The organism is Yaniella halotolerans DSM 15476 (assembly GCF_000420805.1).
GTDB classification, from domain to species: domain Bacteria; phylum Actinomycetota; class Actinomycetes; order Actinomycetales; family Micrococcaceae; genus Yaniella; species Yaniella halotolerans.
In genome coordinates, this window is the sequence record NZ_ATVQ01000001.1 from 897,569 (window position 1) to 915,915 (window position 18,347).

The window sequence follows — 18,347 nt, forward strand, 5'->3', positions numbered from 1 at the left end:
TGCAGCGCGATGGTATCGGCCGTGATAGCTATGTGGCTTGGTTAGCCAGCAACACTGATTGCTTCGATACGCTCTGTTGCTTCGTCGCGGATCGTATCTGAAATTGGTGCGGAACCGGCTGATTCTTCAGCAGCTGCTTGGCCGTCTTCAGAGATAACGTAGTTACCGAAAGCCTTGACTTGTTCTACCATGTTTTCGTCATCGTATTCATCGCAGAAGATGTGGTAGGAGATCATCACGATCGGGTAGACGCCTTCTTCTTCAGTGCTGCGATCGAGAACGCGCGCACCTTCAGACTCGGTATCTTCTTCTGCAGTTTCAACGGCAGCTGCCGCAGCGTCTGAAGAGTACTCTACGTAGTCTTCGCCTACACCTACCGCAACCGTGGACAGGTCACCGATCTGCGATGCATCGGCGTAGGTGATAGCGCCATCGGTGTCAGATGTCAGGGAAACAACACCCGAGGTCTGCTGTGCGGATTCACCGGTCAGCTCTTCAGGGAAAGCATCTGCGGCTTCCCATTCCCAGGAGTCACCGGCTGCACCGTTGAGGTAGTCGGTGAAGTTTTCGGTGGTACCGGACTCATCGGAGCGGTGGACAACGGTGATGTCGGTGGCTGGCAGGTCCGCGTCTGGGTTCTGCTCTGCGATTTCTTCGTCATCCCACGAGCTGATTTCGCCGGCGAAGACTTTCGCAATGGTGTCTGGGTTCATGTTGAGGGTGTCAATACCCTCGAGGTTGAATGCAACAGCAACCGGTGAGATGTAGGAAGGCACGTGGAATGCGTTCGCTGCGCCGCAAGCCTGTTCCTGCTCATCCGCGTCCATGGCGGAGTCGGAGCCTGCGAAGGTGTACTGGCCGGCGATGAAGCCTTCACGGCCAGCACCGGAACCAACTGGGTCATACTGAACGGTGAGATCTGGGTGGACTTCGGTGATACCAGAAGTCCAAGCGGTCATGGCTGCTTCCTGCGATGAAGCGCCACCACCGATGAGATTGCCCGAGGCAGTAGTCTCTCCGCCGCCACCGTTGGCGTCAGCGCTGTCGCCGCCGTCGTCAGATGAGCAAGCGGCAAGAGCGATCGCTGCTACAGAAGCAATTGCAGCGGAGCGGTAAAAACGCGAAAACTTCACTGGTGTTTTCCTCTTTCGAGTTCGTTGTGAGTCATATGTGTTGGGCCGAGACATCCAAGGTTGGTGACCCGAACTAACCTCGAAGGTACGCAGACGAGGTAACCTACTGGCTCCAGTTGGGTGAACGAATGGTTAACGTTGACCTAAGCGGCGATTTTCACATTATTTTTTACAACCTTCTAAGATAAGAGGCATGGCTGAGCGCATGCATACCACCCCCTTACCGGTACAAACCGGACCGCAGGGCTGGCAGAAGGTCAAACAGTTTTTCTCAACCCGATTTCGCTCCGGCACCTGGCGTGCCCGGAAGTCTCTGATTCCCGCGGCGACAGCGGCAATCGCGTCGGTTGCCGCCTATGCCTTTGCCGCCATTATTCTCGGCCATAGCGAACCATATTTCGCAGCGACTTCTGCCTTAATCACCCTTGGCTTTGGACGCGACCCGCATATCAAGAAGGCCCTCGAGGTTTCGGTCGGCGTGACGTTGGGCATACTGGTTGGTGATTCTTTACAAGCGTTACTCGGGCAAGGCTATTGGCAGGGCACGATTGTGGTATTTACCACGATCATGCTGGCGCGGTTTATTGATTCGGGCGTTATTTTTACTACCCAGATGTCTATCCAGTCCGTGCTGGTGGTCTTATTGCCGCTGCCCGACGGTGGGCCACTGGCGCGTTCCCTCGATGCGATTATCGGTGGCATCATCGCCATTGCGATCACCATGATCACCCCGGTTTCCTTCCGAAAAGAAACCATATCGGGCATGCGGGAACTCTTCGCTTCAATCACCGATGTGCTGCGTGAACTTTCGGAGGCCCTGCGGACACACGAATCGCGCAGCGGCTGGGCGGCTCTGATCGAAGCTCGCGGATTGCAGTCACAGATCGACACGGTTCGCACCGCGATTTCCATAGCAGATCAAGCCGCCACCTACTCCCCCACCCGAAGATCAGCGCGCCAAGATTTAGACGAGCTGTCGCGCACGTTAGAAAAAACGGATCTGGCGGTTCGCTCACTGCGCATTATCGCCCGGCGGGTCATCACGGTCATCGATGAGCTTGATGCGAAAGCTACCTCGGCCGATGACCTGGACAAATTGGCGGACTGGTTTTCCGAAGTCGCCGACGCCGTGGCGGTGCTTGGCCGGTCTGTTTCAGAACCCGCAGCCCCGGGGCGTCACCGGTCGCTTTCCGTGGCCCGCGATGCGCTGGGGGCCGTGACTACCAAGTTAACTCCCATGAGCATGGGGGCAAATACCCTGCACGGTGAGGCCCTGGTGATGATGTGCCGTCCCATGATGGTCGATTTCTTGGAAGCCACCGGCTCGGATCACCCCGAAGCAAGCAGTTATCTCCCCCGCCTCTAATCTTTATCGCGTCCTAGGGTGCGGCTAGGCTGGCCCCATGGCCAAAACGAAGACCGGCACAAAACTTGCCTATAAATGCACCGAATGCGGTTGGATGACCGCCAAATGGACGGGACGCTGCGGAGAATGCCAAGCCTGGGGCACCATCGAAGAAGCCGGGGTCACGCCCTCGACCGCGCGGACCGCACCGGTAGCGGTGGCCGTTGATGAAGTAGCACAACCCATCACTGAGATTGATGCTTCCCACGCTGAGAGTTTTCCCACCGGGGTCAGCGAGTTTGATCGTGTGTTGGGTTCAGGGCTGGTCCCCGGGGCAGTCATCCTGCTGGCTGGTGAACCAGGTATTGGAAAATCGACGATGGCGTTGGACATCGCCGGTCAGGTCGCCACGACGCACCGCGATGACAAAAAGCTGCGCACCACCCTGTACCTGACCGGTGAAGAATCCGCGGCCCAGGTGCGTCTGCGTGCAGAGCGCATCGGTGCAATGCACGACAACCTGCTGCTGTCGGCCGAAACAGATCTCGGCCAGGTACTGGGTCAGATCGAACACATCAAACCTGATTTCCTGGTGGTGGACTCGGTCCAGACCATCCAGTCAGCGGCCATCGATGGCACACCGGGCGGACGCATGCAGATCCAAGAGGTCACCTCGTCGATCATCCGGTTGGCTAAACGTCACGACATTGCCACCATCCTGGTGGGCCACGTGACCAAAGAGGGCAGCATTGCCGGACCACGTACCATGGAGCACCTCGTCGACGTCGTCTGCCAGTTCCACGGCGACCGACACTCGCAACTCCGCTTCATTCGATCGATCAAAAACCGTTACGGCTCCACCGACGAGGTGGGCTGTTTTTCGATGAATGATTCGGGCATCACCTCGATTGATGACCCGTCCGGGCTGTTCATCAATACGTTCGCCACCCCGATGCCTGGCACCGCGATCACCGTGGCGATGGACGGGCACCGTCCCCTGATGGCAGAGATTCAAGCACTGGTTGCTGACGGTAGCGGTGGTTCACCCCGCCGCGTCGTCACCGGGTTAGTGCAATCCCGACTCAATACGGTGGTGGCCATTTTGTCGCGCCACCTGGGCTTGTCACTGATTACCGATGACGTCTATGTCTCGACCGTAGGCGGTATCAGCGTCAATGAACCCGCCGCGGATCTCGCCATGGCTGCAGCGATCATCTCCTCCCGCAAGGACCTCCCGCTGCCACGCGGCACGGTGACCATCGGTGAGCTGTCGTTGGCCGGGGAGCTTCGCCCGGTCGCCGGCACAGAGCGTCGTCTGAAAGAAGCACACCGGCTTGGCTTCACCCACGCCGTTATACCCAAGGATGATGACACCAAGGCACCACCTGGAATGCGCGTCTACCGGACCCCGTCACTCATCGATGCGATCAGCACAATATTCGACCCGGCACACCGGCCACCCCCATCACCGAACCACGACAAGATGGCCAAAGTGTTCACCCTGCACCCCGATGACATCACCGATAACTAGCATCTACTGCAGCTCAAACGTCACCGGCTCTGCGGTCTGTTCTCCCATCCCAACCGTTAGCTGGTACTCGCCGGCCGAAATGTCGTCGACAATCGTCTGGCAGTCCTCATCGGTACCAACGCGCTCCCATTGGAAATCAACAGACTCGGACTGGCCCGGTTCCATCTCGACAACCTGAGACTGTGGTTCGACCTGGCACGCCCGAGTGGAGAAAACATACTCACCTTCGGCGTCTTCAACCACAAAGTTTTGCTCATCGGTGCCAAGGGAGGCGTCACACAGTTCATCACCGTCGTGGGTAATGGTCATGGTAAACGTGGGGAACTCGTCGGCGGCATAGACTTCTTGATCCGTTTCGCCAGCTAAGGAAAGCACCTCCGGGTCACATGCGTCAGCTGCCTCATCAGATTCCTGGTCGCTCGGTGATTCTGAGGGCGATGGTTCTGCCGATTCGGTCACCGTTGGTTCAGGCGTAGGCGAAGCCTCTTCGTCGTCAGGTAAAAACAATCCCACCAGAGCCCAAATTCCCCAGGCGATAAGCCCCAATAACGCCAGCAGAATGACGACTGCGACAATACGGCGTCGTCGAAGAATATGCGGCGGAATACGTCGTGGGCGTGGGGGAAGATTATCGGCCATGCCCAATAGTTTAGCGATTCTGTCTGACAGTCAACTGGCCACAGCTAGCATAGAGCACATGTCCTCCACTGAACATCCACTCACCCAAGACCATGTGTCCGCCGTCCGGGCCCGCATCCTGGACTGGTATGCCAACAACGGCCGGGATCTTCCCTGGCGCGACCCGCAAACAACCGCCTGGGGTGTGTTGGTATCCGAAGTGATGCTGCAACAAACCCAAGTTTCACGGGTGTGGGATTCGTGGTTGGCCTGGATGAAACGATGGCCCGGACCCGCCGACTTGGCCCAAGCCGAAGCCTCCGATGTGCTCATCATGTGGGGACGACTTGGCTACCCGCGCCGTGCGCTGCGCCTGCATGAAACCGCAAAAGCCGTCGTTGCCCAACACGACGGTATCCTCCCGGCAGACCCCGAGCTACTGCTGGACCTGCCCGGTATCGGCGAATACACTGCCGCCGCAGTCTCGTCCTTTGCCTTTGGTATCCCGGAAGTTGTGATCGACACCAATATCCGACGGGTGCACGCCAGAATTTTCACTGGCAAAGGTGCCGGGGCTCCAAGCCTAACGGCGGCTGAACGCAAACTTGCCGCACGGCTCATGCCCGACACTTCCACCGACCAGGGCATAAACGATGCCAACACGTGGAACGTTGCTGCCATGGAATTAGGCGCGCTAATTTGTACAGCGCGAGCCCCCAAATGTGAACAGTGCCCTGTGATGCAGCAATGTGCTTGGGTCGCTGCCGGCAAACCGGAGCCCGAAACGGTGGCCAAAACTCAGTCGTGGAATGGGTCTGACCGGCAGGTACGAGGCGCCATCATGGGGGTTCTGCGAGCCCAGGGTGCCATTGACGTGGCGACCCTCCAAACCACCGTTGAAGCCACCGGCCGGCTGGGACGTCACGTGCCCGAGACCTCCCAGTGGGACCGTGCGGTCAACGGACTGGTGACCGACGGGCTGGCCGTGCTTGACGACGAAGTCCTCGCGCTCCCCTAGCGCGGATTCGCTGGATGCTTCGCATCACCTGACTGTTTCGTCCACTTGGCAGCAGGTGGCTCCCACCGCTCAATCGCAGCCAATAATTCGTGTGGATCGGGCGCGACAATCAGTGCGTTTCGGAAACTTTCACGAATGAACCCTGTGTGCGTCATATGTTCGACCATACTGATCAACGGGTCCCAGAAACCATCGACGTTATAGAGCGCAACGGGGTTTGCATGAATGCCCAACTGTTGCCAAGTCCATGCCTCAAAAAGTTCTTCTAGCGTCCCAGCACCGCCGGGCAACGCTACGAAAGCATCTCCGAGTTCTGCCATGCGCATCTTTCGAGCGTGCATATCGTCCACGATTTCTAAGCTAGTTAAACCCTCGTGGGCAATTTCACCGTTCACCAGGGACTGTGGCATCACGCCAATAACTTCCGTACCTGCACCCAGGGCAGCATCGGCCAGAGCCCCCATCAGGCCCACATGTCCACCGCCGAAGACGACACCGTAACCGGCCTCAGCAACAACTCGAGCAAAGTCTTGGACTGCTTCCAGATAACTCGTCGAATTACCTACTGCAGAACCCGTAAAAACCGTTATGCGTTGTATCTGAGCACTCACAGGACACTCCCGAACAGTTAGGCCCGATCCGGACGTTTGGCCAGATCCACGATCATGCGCGTATTGCCCAGGGTGTTGGGTTTGACGCGTGCCAGGTCCAGAAATTCTGCGACACCCTCATCGGTGGAAAGGAGCAGTTGGCTGAAGATGTCAGGTTCCAGTACTGACTGATCGTTCATCACTTCAAAACCATGCCGCTTGAAAAACGAGGTTTCGAACGTCAAACAGAACACATGTTGGACGCCTAGTTCTTCGGCTTTATCCAGCAGTGCGTTCAACACAACACCGCCCACGCCACGACCTTGAAACTCGTCGGCCGTTGCCAGCGTGCGGACTTCTGCCAGGTCTTCCCACATGACGTGGAGGGCACCAAACCCGACAATCTCGCCGTCCGCATTTTCGGCCATCAAGAATTCTTGGATCGCTTCGAAATACGCAACTTTGTCTTTGTCTAACAGCACACGATCGGTGGCAAGTGGTTGAACCATCGAACGAATGACTTTGACGTCTTGTGTGCGGGCCGGGCGGACTGTAATTTCCATTCTTCCAACTGTAACGGTTAACGTCCTATCCGGCGAGGAGGAAGATCCTGCTGTGCCAGCTGCGGACACGGCACCGTGGACTAGTCAAACGCCATGACTTATCCGCACAATGGTAAGCATGAGAATTTTGACTGTTTGTCTTGGAAATATTTGTCGCTCTCCTGCCGCCGAGTCGGTACTTGTGCACAAGTTATCGCAGGCCGACATCGATGCCGAGGTGGCCTCGGCCGGTACCGCGGATTATCACATTGGCAAAGATGCCCACGATCTGACCCGCAAGGTTGGCCACGAACGCGGCTATGCTTTCACGTCGGTAGCAGACCAGGTGACCCCAACCCACCTCGATCAGGCTGATCTGGTGCTGGCTATGGACCAATCCAACCTCGAGAATCTGTTGGCTATCACAGAAAATGATGAACAGCGCGCCAAGATCATCCGCTTTGGGGCGTTCGGTTCCACGGTTGATGACGACGGTATCGCCAATGTGCCCGACCCATACGGCAATCCCGAAGAAGCCTTCGTCGACATGTATAACCAGATCGAAGATGCCGCCGAAGGACTCGTCACAGCAATCCAAGACGACAGCCTGGCTAGCATCCAACAGCGCTACGGGAATCAATGAGCCTAACCGGCACGACCTCAACAATCACACTGAACGACGGCACCCCGGCGTTCCGTAAGGCACTGCCCCAAGCACCAGCGGGGTTCTTCGCTTTCGAAGCCGCCGGCCTGCAGGCCCTACGCGACTTCGGTGCCAGGGCGCCTCAGGTCTATGAGGTCACCGATAATTATCTGATCATTGAAATGGTCGAGGCCAAACCTGCCCACCGAATCAGTCATCCGGAATATACCTTTGGCCAAGAGCTGGCTCGACTGCACCTGGAGAGTCAGCAGGCTACCGGGCCCCACCAGACGTTTGGCAGCCTCGAAGGTGTTCACCACTGGTTTCTTGGCGGTGCGAAGATCGATCTGCAACCGACCGTCACCCTGTATGAATCGTTAGTGGTCAATCGGATTGTGCCGTTGACGCAGCGTGCGGTTGATGCGGGCCGTTTGGATTCAGCGGCCATCGGTATGGCTAACGCACTGACTGAACAGCATTTTGGTCCGTCTGAACCGCCGACCCTGGTGCACGGGGATTTATGGGCCGGCAACCGGATGGTCGATAATGCGGGGGCCAGTTGGCTCATTGATCCGTCGTGTCACTGGGGCCATCGTGAACAGGACATTGCCATGATGCAGTTATTTGGTGGCTTTGGCCCGGAAGTTATCGATGGCTATGAGGAAACGTTCCCGGTGGCCGACGGCTGGCGAGATCGCATACCAGCTTTCCAGCTGGTACCGCTGTTAGTCCACGCACTGTTATTCGGTGGCGGATATGGTTCCGCCACCCTGCGCGCTTTTGAACAAACACTGCAGGGTGGCGAATAAAGGGTACTAATCGTCGTCGCGCGGGCTTGGGGCATCCGGCGGTGGCTGCTCCATTCCCTGTTTTCTCCGCAACCACGCGGAGCCTGTCCGTGCCGACAGTGTGCCACGCGGACCGATGAGTCGGTCCTCTTCAAGGTACGGGTCTCGCATAACCGGTCGCTCATCAGCAGCCTCAGGCTCAACGACCACGTCGGTTGTGTCGTGCCCGTCTTCGTCTAGGCGGCGCTCATGCTCTTCGGGCGGCAGCACTTGCTTCCACGAACGGGTACGGACGGGAGGCACTTCGCTTGCATCCTCGCGTAACGCGCGATGCACCGCATACATTTGGAAGTACGCGAGAATAAAGAACGGCAGCCCCACGAGCACGACGAGCTGTTCAAGCGCTTCCAGACCACCAGAACCGGAAAACACCAGTAGAGTCGCCGTGATGAGGGCAATTGCGATAGCCCAGAAGATTCGCTGTCCCAGCGGGTTGAAGTCTTCGTGGCCGTTGGCCATCGTGTCTGTCACCAGGGCAGCTGAGTCAACCGAGGTGATGAAGAAGATGACCACCAAAATGATCGCGATGACTGAGATGAAGAACGTTGCTGGGAAGTGATCCAGGAACGCGAAGAGTGCTCCTGGCACATCTTGTTCTTCGACCACACTTTCGACCAGTCCGCCGTCACCGTTGAGCTCGATATCGAAGGCGGCGTGTCCGAAGATACCAAACCAGAGAATAGAGAAGCCTGCCGGCACAGCCAGCACACCGGAAACGAACTGACGGATGGTACGGCCCTTGGAGATGCGAGCAATGAAGATACCTACGAATGGTGACCAGCTAATGGTCCAGGCCCAATAAAAGACCGTCCAGGAGCTTTGCCATCCGGAATCGGCAAAGGTGTCATTCCACATGGCCAATTCTGGCAAGTTCATCAGGTAGCGGCCTGCAGACTCTACCGTCCCCTGCAGAATAAACAACGAGGAACCAGCCACCAGGATGAAGATCAAAAGTGCTACAGCAACCCAAATGTTGAAGTTGGATAGCACCTTGATCCCTTTGTCGAGGCCGAGGGCCACCGAGATCATGGCGACACCGCCAACCACGCCAATAATAACTAGTTGCCATACGGCGCCTTCAGGTACCCCGAAGACCGTGTTGATGCCGGCGTTGATCTGTAGAGCACCCAAACCCAGCGATACTGCGACGCCGAAGACGGTACCAACAATGGCGACGATATCGACAAGTTTGCCGATCGGACCGTGAATGCGTTCACCGATAATGGGCTGAAAGATCGAACTGACGCGGGGCGGCAGATTCCGTTTGTGAATGAAGTACGCAAAGCACAGCGCCGGCAGCGCGAAGATAGCCCAGGTGTGCAACGTGAAGTGGTACAGGGTGAAGTTCATGGCATCTGCCGCGGCTTCGGTGGTTCCAGCTTCGATACCCAATGATGGGCCACGCGGTGGGTCACCGAAGTGGCTGACGGGTTCTGCTACACCCCAGAACATGAGAATACTGCCAATTCCGGCGGCAAAGAGCATCGCGAACCATGCAGGTCCGGAGTGCTCGGGCTTTTCGTCGTCGGGGCCTAACCGCACGCCGCCGAACCGACTAATCGCCAAGTAGAGCAAGAACACAAGGAATAAGGTCACACCGAGAATGTAAAACCAGCCAAGGTTCGTATACAACCAGTCAGATGCAGCACTGACCGCGGTATCCATGGGTTCGGTGAAAACGACCGTCATGAATACGAATACGATGATCACGGCGGCCGCGCCGAAGAAGATGCTCGGCGATGTTCGAAGTCGTAGCATGTCGTGCAGTCGGGTCAGCATGGCATCAGCTCCTCGAGGTCAAACGATCCCTGTCAGATAGTAGACTTTTACACTATCGCACTGAGCCTGGTTCTGACGTGGTAATACGAACGACTTTCGTGAATCCATACATTTCGGGCATAAAAATAGTCGGGATCCAAGGGGTTTCTTGGATCCCGACTATTTCGGATAGATGGCAGGTTTTAGCTGTCGCTACCTGCTTCGATGGCTTCACGCTCTGGCGCTGCCTCGATGGTGTCTGGTGCGTTGACGTACTCGAATTCGAGTTCGGCGTTCTTGCCCTCGCCCTTCTTGGTTACCAGAATGTGCGTGTGCGCTGGAATCTCACCGAACAGCAGTTTCTCGGAGAGTTTGTCTTCCAGCATGTCCTGCACTGTACGGCGGAGCGGGCGTGCACCCATGGATGGGTCGTAGCCGCGTTCTGCCAGCAGTTCCTTGGATGCCTGGTCCAGCTCGATGCTCAGGTTCTGTTCTTTCAAACGTTCCTGGAGGCTGCCGATAAACAGGTCAACAATCTCAATGATTTCCGACAGGGACAGCTGTGGGAAGACAATGGTGTCGTCCACACGGTTGAGGAACTCTGGGCGGAAGTGCTGACGCAGTTCCTGCTGAACAGTTGCCTTCATCCGTTCATAGCCGGTCTCGGTATCAGAAATTGACTGGAACCCGGTCTGGACGCCACGAGCAATGTCGAACGTACCCAGGTTGGTGGTCATAATGATGACCGTGTTCTTGAAATCAACGATACGACCCTGGGAGTCGGTCAGTCGGCCTTCTTCCAGAATCTGTAGCAACGAGTTGAAGAGGTCCTGGTGGGCTTTTTCAACTTCGTCAAACAGGACAACGGAGAATGGACGACGCCGAACCTGTTCGGTCAGCTGGCCCCCTTCTTCGTAGCCAACATAGCCCGGAGGTGCACCGAAGAGACGCGACACGGTGTGCTTCTCTTGGAACTCGGACATATCCAGGGTAATCAGGGCGTCTTCGTCACCGAAGAGGAACTCGGCCAGTGTCTTGGCCAGTTCGGTCTTACCCACACCGGTTGGACCGGCGAAGATGAAGGAACCGGTTGGACGGTGCGGATCCTTGAGTCCGGCACGGGTACGACGAATCGCACGTGACAGGGACCGGACGGCTTCGTCCTGGCCAATGACTCGACGGTGCAGCTCGTCTTCCATGTTGCGCAGACGTTCGGCTTCGGTTTCGGAGAGACGGAAGACCGGGATGCCGGTCGACTTGGAAAGCACTTCGGCAATCATGTCTTCGCCCACTTCGGCGATACCGTGAGCAGCTTCGTCACGCCATTCTTGTTCTTTTTGGTTGCGTTCGTCCTGCAGGGTCTGCTCTTTGTCGCGCAGTGAGGCAGCGCCTTCGAAGTCTTGGCCGTCAATGGCGGCTTCCTTCTCTTTGCGGACTTCTTCGATACGCGTGTCGTACTCTTTAATCTCGGGCGGAGTCGACATGCGCTGAATGCGTAGGCGAGCACCGGCCTCGTCGATCAGGTCGACGGCCTTATCCGGCAAGAAGCGATCAGAAATATAGCGGTCGGCCATGGTGGCTGCCGCCTGCAGTGCTTCGTCGGTAATCGACACGCGGTGGTGTGTCTCATAACGGTCGCGTAGACCACGCAGAATGGCGACGGTATCTTCCACGGATGGTTCATCGACCTGGATGGGCTGGAAACGGCGTTCCAGGGCAGCATCTTTTTCAATGTGCTTGCGGTACTCGTCCAGGGTGGTTGCACCGATGGTCTGCAGTTCGCCGCGTGCCAACATTGGTTTCAGGATCGATGCTGCGTCGATGGCACCTTCGGCGGCGCCGGCTCCGACCAGCGTGTGGATCTCATCGATAAACAGGATGATGTCGCCGCGGGTGCGAATTTCTTTGAGCACTTTTTTGAGGCGCTCTTCAAAGTCACCACGGTAGCGGGAACCTGCGACCAGTGAGCCCAGGTCTAGTGTGTAGACCTGTTTGTCTTTCAAAGTCTCTGGGACGTCGTCGCGAACGATTGCCTGTGCTAGGCCTTCGACGACGGCGGTTTTACCAACGCCGGGCTCACCTATGAGAACCGGGTTGTTCTTGGTACGGCGAGACAACACCTGCATGACACGTTCCATCTCGTCGGAACGACCAATGACAGGGTCAAGTTTCGATTCGCGCGAGGCTGCGGTCAGGTTGGTACCGAATTGGTCGAGAACGACCGAACCGGCTTGCTGCCCCTGGCTGCCACCGCTGGATGAAACGCCTGCGGTCTCTTTTCCTTCGCCTTCACCTGAGCCCTGGTAGCCCGAGAGCAACTGGATCACGGTCTGACGTACCCGATTGAGGTCGGCGCCCAACTGCACAAGTACCTGTGCTGCTACGCCTTCGCCCTCACGAATCAGACCCAGCAGGATGTGCTCGGTACCGATGTAGTTGTGGCCCAGCTGCAGTGCTTCACGCAGTGACAGCTCTAAAACTTTTTTGGCGCGCGGGGTGAAAGGGATGTGGCCGGATGGGGCTTGTTGGCCCTGACCAATAATTTCCCGCACCTGCTCGCGAACTGCGCCCAGGGACACATCTAGGGATTGGAGGGCTTTGGCGGCCACGCCGTCACCCTCGTGAATTAACCCGAGCAGGATGTGCTCGGTTCCGATGTACGAGTGGTTCAGCATCCGCGCTTCTTCCTGCGCAAGTACCACTACTCGTCGGGCCCGATCGGTGAATCTTTCAAACATAGGCACACTCCTCGCTGACTATTGACTCTGATCGTACTGAGTTATAAATCGTATTGAGACTGCTGTTCACTGCTGGGCGAAGGAAATGCACCACTTTTACCTAAAGCTGAGTCAATTTGGCTCAAGGTAGAACTTGCACAACTCACGACGTTTTACCCAAAGGTAATTGTCTGGAGATAGGATAACCAGGTTTGAACCTGCATTATTCCTACAACTTAGAGCTTTTCAGCAGACTCGTTTTCGTCGACACCACGTTGTTGGGCGGCGCGCTGCAAGGCCCAAGCCTGAGCTTCGCGTTCTTCAGCGTCACGGCGGGCATCACGCTCACCCGAGTCACCTCGGAAAAGGGAGCGCATGACCAACCAAAAAATAAAGAACAGCCCGATCGACGGGGCTAGGACCTCAAAATAATCCCAAAACACGTCCATGGCGCCTCCTTACTCGTCACCCTCTGGTTTTAGCAGCGGGAACAGTATGGTCTCGCGAATTCCCGTGCCGGTCAACAGCATGACCAACCGGTCTACGCCCATACCGAGTCCACCGGTTGGGGGTGCACCATATTCTAGGGCGCGCAGGAAGTCGTGATCCAGCTGCATGGCCTCTTCATCGCCAGCAGCTGCAGCATCCGATTGTGCGGTCAAACGTTCGCGCTGGATGACCGGGTCAATCAACTCAGAGAACGCGGTACCGATTTCATAACCGTTGATGATCAGGTCCCAGGCTTCGACCATGCGTGGGTCTTCGCGGTGTGGGCGGGCCAATGGTTGTGCCGCTTGCGGGTAATGATAGATAAAGGTTGGCTGAATGATATTTGGTTCAACCAGTTCATCAAACAGTTCCATCGCCAACTGCTGAACGTCGAGGTTTTCGTCAACGTCGATTTGGTGTTTCTTGGCAATGGCCCGGAGGTCTTCGGCAGAGGTATCCGGGGTGATCTGCTGACCGACGGCCTCGGAGACGGCCGGGTAGAATTCTTGCCATTCCCATGGCTCATCGAGTACAACGGTGTTACCCTCGGGAGTTTCCAGTTCTTTGCCGACACCGGAAGCTTCTGCAGCAGACAGGATGATTTCGCGGATACGATCAGCCATGCCATACATATCCGAGTACGCTTCGTAGGCTTCCAACATCGTGAATTCAGGCGAGTGGGTGGAATCAACACCCTCGTTGCGGAACACACGTCCGATTTCAAAAATCTTGTCGATGCCGCCGACCACAGCACGCTTGAGATACAGTTCGGTGGCAATACGCAGCGTCATGGTCTGATCAAAAGCATTCAAGTGCGTTTCGAATGGACGAGCTTGGGCACCACCGTGGATCAGCTGCAAGATGGGGGTTTCAACCTCGATATAGCCCTGATCCTCCAGCGCACGACGAACCGAGCGTACGACGGCGGAGCGCTTGTGCACCATTTCGGCGGCTTCTTGACGCACGATCAAATCGGCATAGCGCTGACGGACGCGGGTCTCATCTGCGAGGTCGGCGTGCAGCACGGGCAGTGGACGCAGCGCCTTGGAGGCCATGGTCCAGGAATCGGCCATGATCGAGAGTTCACCACGCTTGGAAGCAATGACTTCACCGGTCACGGCGATATGGTCACCCAGATCGGCCAAGCCTTTATACGAATCAAGCGCTTCAGCCCCCACCCGTCCCTGGGAGAGCATGACCTGCAGACGTGGGTGGTCGCCGGTTTCGCCGCCCTCTTGCAGCGTGGCAAATGCCAACTTTCCGGTATTCCGCTGGAACACAATACGCCCGGCCACCGAAACGATGTCACCGGTTTCTTCGCCGGCTTCCAGACTCGGGTATTTTTCACGAATCTGGGCAAGCGTATGGGTGCGTTCTACTTCAACGGGATAGGCTTGGAGTCCCGCGTCGAGCAGTTCCTGGCGTTTAGCGCGTCGAACTTTTCGCTGATCACGGGTATTTGCGGCGCCGTCACCGGCGGTCTGATTGGCATTAGCTGCATTGGTCGTACTCACGACCAATAGTCTAACTGTGGATCGTCCCCTGGGCTGCGTTATGTCTGGTTCCAGCGTTTTAATCGCCGCTGGCTCACAGCATGCTTAGCCTGTGGGATCAAATGGTCCTGGCGTCAATGCCGGGTACCGTGTTTGTGCGAACTCAGCGAGTTGTTCAGCCAGGGCTTGGACGTGTTCCAACGCGTAGTGATCAGCACGCCAACCAGCATGTAACCACACCGACAAAATCCCCGACCCAGTTGAAATCTTGGCGGGCCGCAGGCCGAAGTAGGCGTCTTCGGTGACGACTGCGACCCCGTTACCCGCGGCCACGAGGGCCTGGGCAACCCGACCGGAATTTGTTTCGACAATTTGCGGTACGGTCAGCCCGGCAACATCGACTGCACCGTCTAAGACTCTGCGTGACATGAAGTCCGTGGTGGCCACGACGACGCGCTCTTCCACGAGTTCTTCCAGTGGGATGTGCTCGCGGTCTGCCCACGGATGATCTGGCGCAACATAGGCCCAGACCGGAAGTTCCACCAGGGCGATCGAACCAAACTCTCTGGGCGGTTCGGAAGGCATGATCACCAGGTCCGCGGTGTTGACCGCCTGCTGCAGCGATGCACCGAGCGGGGTTTCAATCACATGCGAATGCAATCGGGAGGAGTCCAGGGTGGCGACGAACGGGATCACAATATCGATCAGCGTGGTACCCGGTGCGGCAAATGTGATTTCGGTGAACGTTCCGGTTGCCAGCATGCGTGCAAACGCTTCGGCCTTGTGAATTTCATTAATGACGGTTTGGGCCACCGGGAGGAACTCCTCCCCCGCAGCGGTCAGCCCTACGCCGGAACGATGCGACTGTAAGAGCTCCACTTTTAGGTGGCGTTGCAACTTCTGCAGTTGCCGCGACAGGGCTGGCTGGGTGATATTCAACCTACGTGCTGCCAGCGATACGTTGCGAGTTTCCGCTACCGTGAGAAACGCTGTAAGTAACCGTTCGTCCATGACTGTTAAGCATACCCACCATGAAGAGATTCTATTGGCGGAACATAGGTGGAGTAGTTCATACTGAGGGTGAATACTTTTATCGTCCTGCAACGTTAGGAATCCTCATGTCGCGTGAACCGCTCGATCAGTCTCGCAAACTCGTTACCGAGCTCCCCGGCCCCAAGGCCCGTGAGCTGCGCGAACGCCTTGAAACATATGTTCCTAAAGCCGTAAGCCCTTCAACACCAGCTTTTGTTTCGCGTGCTGAAGGCGGCATCGTGGAAGACGTCGACGGTAACCGCTTGATCGACCTCGGTGCTGGCATCGCCGTCACCACCGTGGGCGCTTCGCACCCGAAAGTCGTCAAAGCCGTACAGGAACAGGTCGAAGACTTCACCCACACCTGCTTCATGGTGACCCCGTATGAGTCCTATATTCAGCTGGCCAAGCGTCTCGATGAACTCGTCCCGATTTCCAGCCATACCCGTACCGTCTTGCTGAACTCCGGTGCCGAAGCCGTTGAGAACGCCGTCAAAGTTGCGCGCGCCTACACCGGCAAACAGGCTGTTGCAGCCTTCGATAACGCCTACCACGGTCGTACCACCCTGACCATGGGGCTCACCGCCAAAAACATGCCGTACAAGGAATCCTTTGGCCCGTTTGCTTCCGAGCTCTACCGTGTGCCAGGCTCCTACCCGTACCGCGATGGTCTCAGTGGCGAAGAAGCTGCAGCCCGCACCATTGAGTCACTGGAGTCCCAGATCGGCGCCAACAACCTGGCCGCCGTCATTATGGAACCCATCCAGGGCGAAGGTGGCTTCATTGTGCCAGCCGAAGGCTTCTTGGCCAAGGTTGTCGAATGGTGTAAAGCCAACGATGTGCTATTCATCGCAGACGAAGTCCAGACCGGCTTTGTCCGCACCGGTACCTGGTTTGCTTCCGAGGCCGAAGGTATCGAACCGGATCTGATCGCCCTGGCAAAAGGTATCGCCGGTGGTATGCCACTGTCTGCTGTTACCGGTCGCGCCGAAGTGATGGATGCCGTCCACGCCGGTGGGCTGGGCGGAACCTACGGTGGTAACCCGGTCGCCGTCGCCGCCGGTATCGCCTCGCTTGAAGCCATGGAAGAAGAAGGCATGGCCGCCAAGGCCACCCGGATCGGTGAAATCATCACCGAGCACTTCACCCAGCTCCAAAAAGACGACGCACGTATTGGTGACATCCGTGGCCGTGGCGCCATGATGGCCGTTGAAATGGTCGATCCAGCAACCAAAGAGCCGCTGCCGAAGCTCGTCAACAACGTTGCTGTCGAAGCCCGCAAACAGGGCGTCATTACCTTGACCGCCGGCACCTACGGTAACGTGCTGCGTTTCTTGCCACCGGTCATTATCGGTGAAGACCTCCTCAAAGAAGGCCTGAGCGTGATCACCGATATCTTGACTGATATGAAATAACTCCCAAACGCTCTCACCTCGACGAGACAAGGACTGTGGCCGCAACCAACTTCTGGCTGCGGCCACAGTCGTTAAACGCGTGCTTTTGGTTAGCGTGCGAAGAGTCCGGTTATCCGACCCCGACCAATGGCGTGTTTGAACAGGTTAAATCCAACCTGGGCCGGGGTGGCATCTGCGCCCAGTTCTAACGTTGTACCGACGGCGTGGACGACGAACATGTACCGGTGTTCTACATGGCCCTCCGGTGGGGCAGCACCTGTGAAACCGGCCACATTGCGGTCATTGGCCAAGAAGATCGGGCCCTGCCCCGCACCGGAGACGTTGAAGGCTGACCAATCGATCTCGTCCCAACGCACAGCCCCGCCGGCGAGCGCGGTGACGGTTGCTGGGATATTGAAGGCCGACATGTGCCAGAACCCACTGGCCGTCGGAGCGTCTGGATCCAGACAGGTCAGCGCGAATGTTTCAGTGCCCACTGGGATATTGGACCACGAGAGCTGTGGCAGTTCATCGCGCCCACCCAGTCCAAGACTTTCCATAACTGAGCGGGTCGGCAACTTGCCGCCGTCGGTGAAGTCCTCGCTGGTCAGCGTGATTTCAGGTAATGCTGGAAGTGGTTCATACGGATCAAAACTCATATCTGCATCCTGACACGCGACATCGATGACGTCCAGGGTTCACTGTGATGATCAGGTTCTGTAGCGTGGAATACACTAGACACAATCGTCTTGCTACTGAACCAGGGAGGAAAGGTGCAACAGTCCGATCCCAATCGATTCAGAGGGATAACAAGCATTGGAGTAGGAGCCTCGCTTACGGTCATACTGCTGACGCTGGCCCTCGAGATGTCGCTGCTGTGGACCATGGTGCTGATGTTGCCGGTCATTGCCGTTGCGATTACGGTGCAGCGTCTGCGGCCAAGTTTTCCTGGAAAATCAGCTTCCAGTACGGCGTTGGTCATCACCCTGACAGTCTTCACGCTCATTGTGCCGTGGTTTACCTGGGAGGGCTCGGCGGTGTTTGGCTTAGCTGCGCTCTGCCTCGTCTATGGGGCCTTAACTGCGTACTTGGCGTATAAAGCCTGGCCCGCCCCGCCTCGGAAGTCGCTGGCGGTGCGGGATTGGGCACCCGCTGATGAGACAGGTTAACGCAACACGAACGCCTCGGACCGATGC

Annotated in this window: 17 protein-coding genes; 7 read left to right on the plus strand and 10 right to left on the minus strand. The window is 57.1% G+C overall.

What is annotated here, in order from left to right; genetic code table 11:
- Positions 1-41: 41 nt before the first annotated feature.
- A complete protein-coding gene (locus G583_RS0104330) occupies positions 42-1,133 on the minus strand; it encodes a phosphate ABC transporter substrate-binding protein PstS (RefSeq protein WP_022869968.1) in 1,092 nt (363 codons plus the stop codon).
- 193 nt (positions 1,134-1,326) lie between these two features.
- Here G583_RS0104330 and G583_RS0104335 point away from each other — a divergent pair, with 193 nt between their 5' ends.
- Complete coding sequence (locus tag G583_RS0104335) at positions 1,327-2,499, plus strand: FUSC family protein (protein WP_022869969.1); 1,173 nt, start codon at positions 1,327-1,329, stop codon at positions 2,497-2,499.
- A gap of 37 nt (positions 2,500-2,536) precedes the next feature.
- On the plus strand, positions 2,537-4,009 hold the full coding sequence (gene radA / locus G583_RS14285) for a DNA repair protein RadA (RefSeq protein ID WP_022869970.1): 1,473 nt from the start codon (positions 2,537-2,539) through the stop codon (positions 4,007-4,009).
- A 3-nt stretch (positions 4,010-4,012) separates the two neighbouring features.
- Here radA and G583_RS0104345 read toward each other — a convergent pair whose 3' ends face one another.
- On the minus strand, positions 4,013-4,648 hold the full coding sequence (locus G583_RS0104345; RefSeq protein WP_022869971.1) for a hypothetical protein: 636 nt from the start codon (positions 4,646-4,648) through the stop codon (positions 4,013-4,015).
- A 58-nt stretch (positions 4,649-4,706) separates the two neighbouring features.
- On the opposite strand from G583_RS0104345, the gene G583_RS0104350 reads away from it, so the two are divergent.
- Positions 4,707-5,645: an HhH-GPD family protein gene (locus G583_RS0104350; protein ID WP_029629255.1), complete on the plus strand. Its 939-nt coding sequence runs from the start codon at positions 4,707-4,709 to the stop codon at positions 5,643-5,645.
- Here G583_RS0104350 and G583_RS0104355 read toward each other — a convergent pair.
- Positions 5,642-6,256: an LOG family protein gene (locus G583_RS0104355; protein ID WP_029629256.1), complete on the minus strand. Its 615-nt coding sequence runs from the start codon at positions 6,254-6,256 to the stop codon at positions 5,642-5,644. The genes G583_RS0104350 and G583_RS0104355 overlap by 4 nt on opposite strands.
- Before the next feature lie 17 nt (positions 6,257-6,273).
- Positions 6,274-6,798: an amino-acid N-acetyltransferase gene (locus G583_RS0104360; protein WP_022869972.1), complete on the minus strand. Its 525-nt coding sequence runs from the start codon at positions 6,796-6,798 to the stop codon at positions 6,274-6,276.
- Positions 6,799-6,916: 118 nt separating this feature from the next.
- Here G583_RS0104360 and G583_RS14290 point away from each other — a divergent pair, with 118 nt between their 5' ends.
- Both G583_RS14290 and G583_RS14295 read left to right on the plus strand, forming a co-directional pair.
- On the plus strand, positions 6,917-7,420 hold the full coding sequence (locus tag G583_RS14290; protein WP_022869973.1) for a low molecular weight protein-tyrosine-phosphatase: 504 nt from the start codon (positions 6,917-6,919) through the stop codon (positions 7,418-7,420).
- Positions 7,417-8,229, plus strand: coding sequence for a fructosamine kinase family protein (locus tag G583_RS14295; protein ID WP_022869974.1), 813 nt, complete (start codon positions 7,417-7,419; stop codon positions 8,227-8,229). The genes G583_RS14290 and G583_RS14295 overlap by 4 nt, the downstream gene beginning before the upstream one ends.
- 6 nt (positions 8,230-8,235) lie before the next feature.
- Here G583_RS14295 and G583_RS0104375 read toward each other — a convergent pair whose 3' ends face one another.
- The 5 genes from G583_RS0104375 to G583_RS14305 all read right to left on the minus strand — a co-directional run bounded on the left by G583_RS0104375 (position 8,236) and on the right by G583_RS14305 (position 15,736).
- Entirely contained in the window at positions 8,236-10,047 is a 1,812-nt protein-coding gene (locus G583_RS0104375; protein WP_022869975.1) for a BCCT family transporter, read from the minus strand.
- A gap of 182 nt (positions 10,048-10,229) precedes the next feature.
- Entirely contained in the window at positions 10,230-12,764 is a 2,535-nt protein-coding gene (locus tag G583_RS0104380; protein WP_022869976.1) for an ATP-dependent Clp protease ATP-binding subunit, read from the minus strand.
- Between the two features lie 215 nt (positions 12,765-12,979).
- Positions 12,980-13,192 (minus strand): hypothetical protein, encoded by a 213-nt coding sequence (locus G583_RS14300; RefSeq protein ID WP_022869977.1) that lies wholly within the window; start codon positions 13,190-13,192, stop codon positions 12,980-12,982.
- Between the two features lie 9 nt (positions 13,193-13,201).
- A complete protein-coding gene (gene lysS, locus G583_RS0104390; RefSeq protein WP_407635163.1) occupies positions 13,202-14,752 on the minus strand; it encodes a lysine--tRNA ligase in 1,551 nt (516 codons plus the stop codon).
- Positions 14,753-14,830: 78 nt separating this feature from the next.
- The gene (locus G583_RS14305) at positions 14,831-15,736 is read right to left on the minus strand and encodes a LysR family transcriptional regulator (RefSeq protein ID WP_022869979.1); all 906 of its coding nucleotides are present in this window, start codon (positions 15,734-15,736) and stop codon (positions 14,831-14,833) included.
- Between the two features lie 107 nt (positions 15,737-15,843).
- On the opposite strand from G583_RS14305, the gene gabT reads away from it, so the two are divergent.
- Positions 15,844-17,172, plus strand: coding sequence for a 4-aminobutyrate--2-oxoglutarate transaminase (gene gabT, locus G583_RS0104400; protein ID WP_022869980.1), 1,329 nt, complete (start codon positions 15,844-15,846; stop codon positions 17,170-17,172).
- Positions 17,173-17,261: 89 nt separating this feature from the next.
- Here the strand turns inward: gabT and G583_RS0104405 are convergent, their stop codons facing one another.
- The gene (locus G583_RS0104405) at positions 17,262-17,810 is read right to left on the minus strand and encodes a YbhB/YbcL family Raf kinase inhibitor-like protein (RefSeq protein WP_022869981.1); all 549 of its coding nucleotides are present in this window, start codon (positions 17,808-17,810) and stop codon (positions 17,262-17,264) included.
- A 114-nt stretch (positions 17,811-17,924) separates the two neighbouring features.
- Here G583_RS0104405 and G583_RS0104410 point away from each other — a divergent pair, with 114 nt between their 5' ends.
- Positions 17,925-18,320, plus strand: a complete 396-nt coding sequence (locus G583_RS0104410; protein ID WP_022869982.1) for a hypothetical protein — start codon at positions 17,925-17,927, stop codon at positions 18,318-18,320.
- The last annotated feature ends 27 nt before the right edge of the window (positions 18,321-18,347 follow it).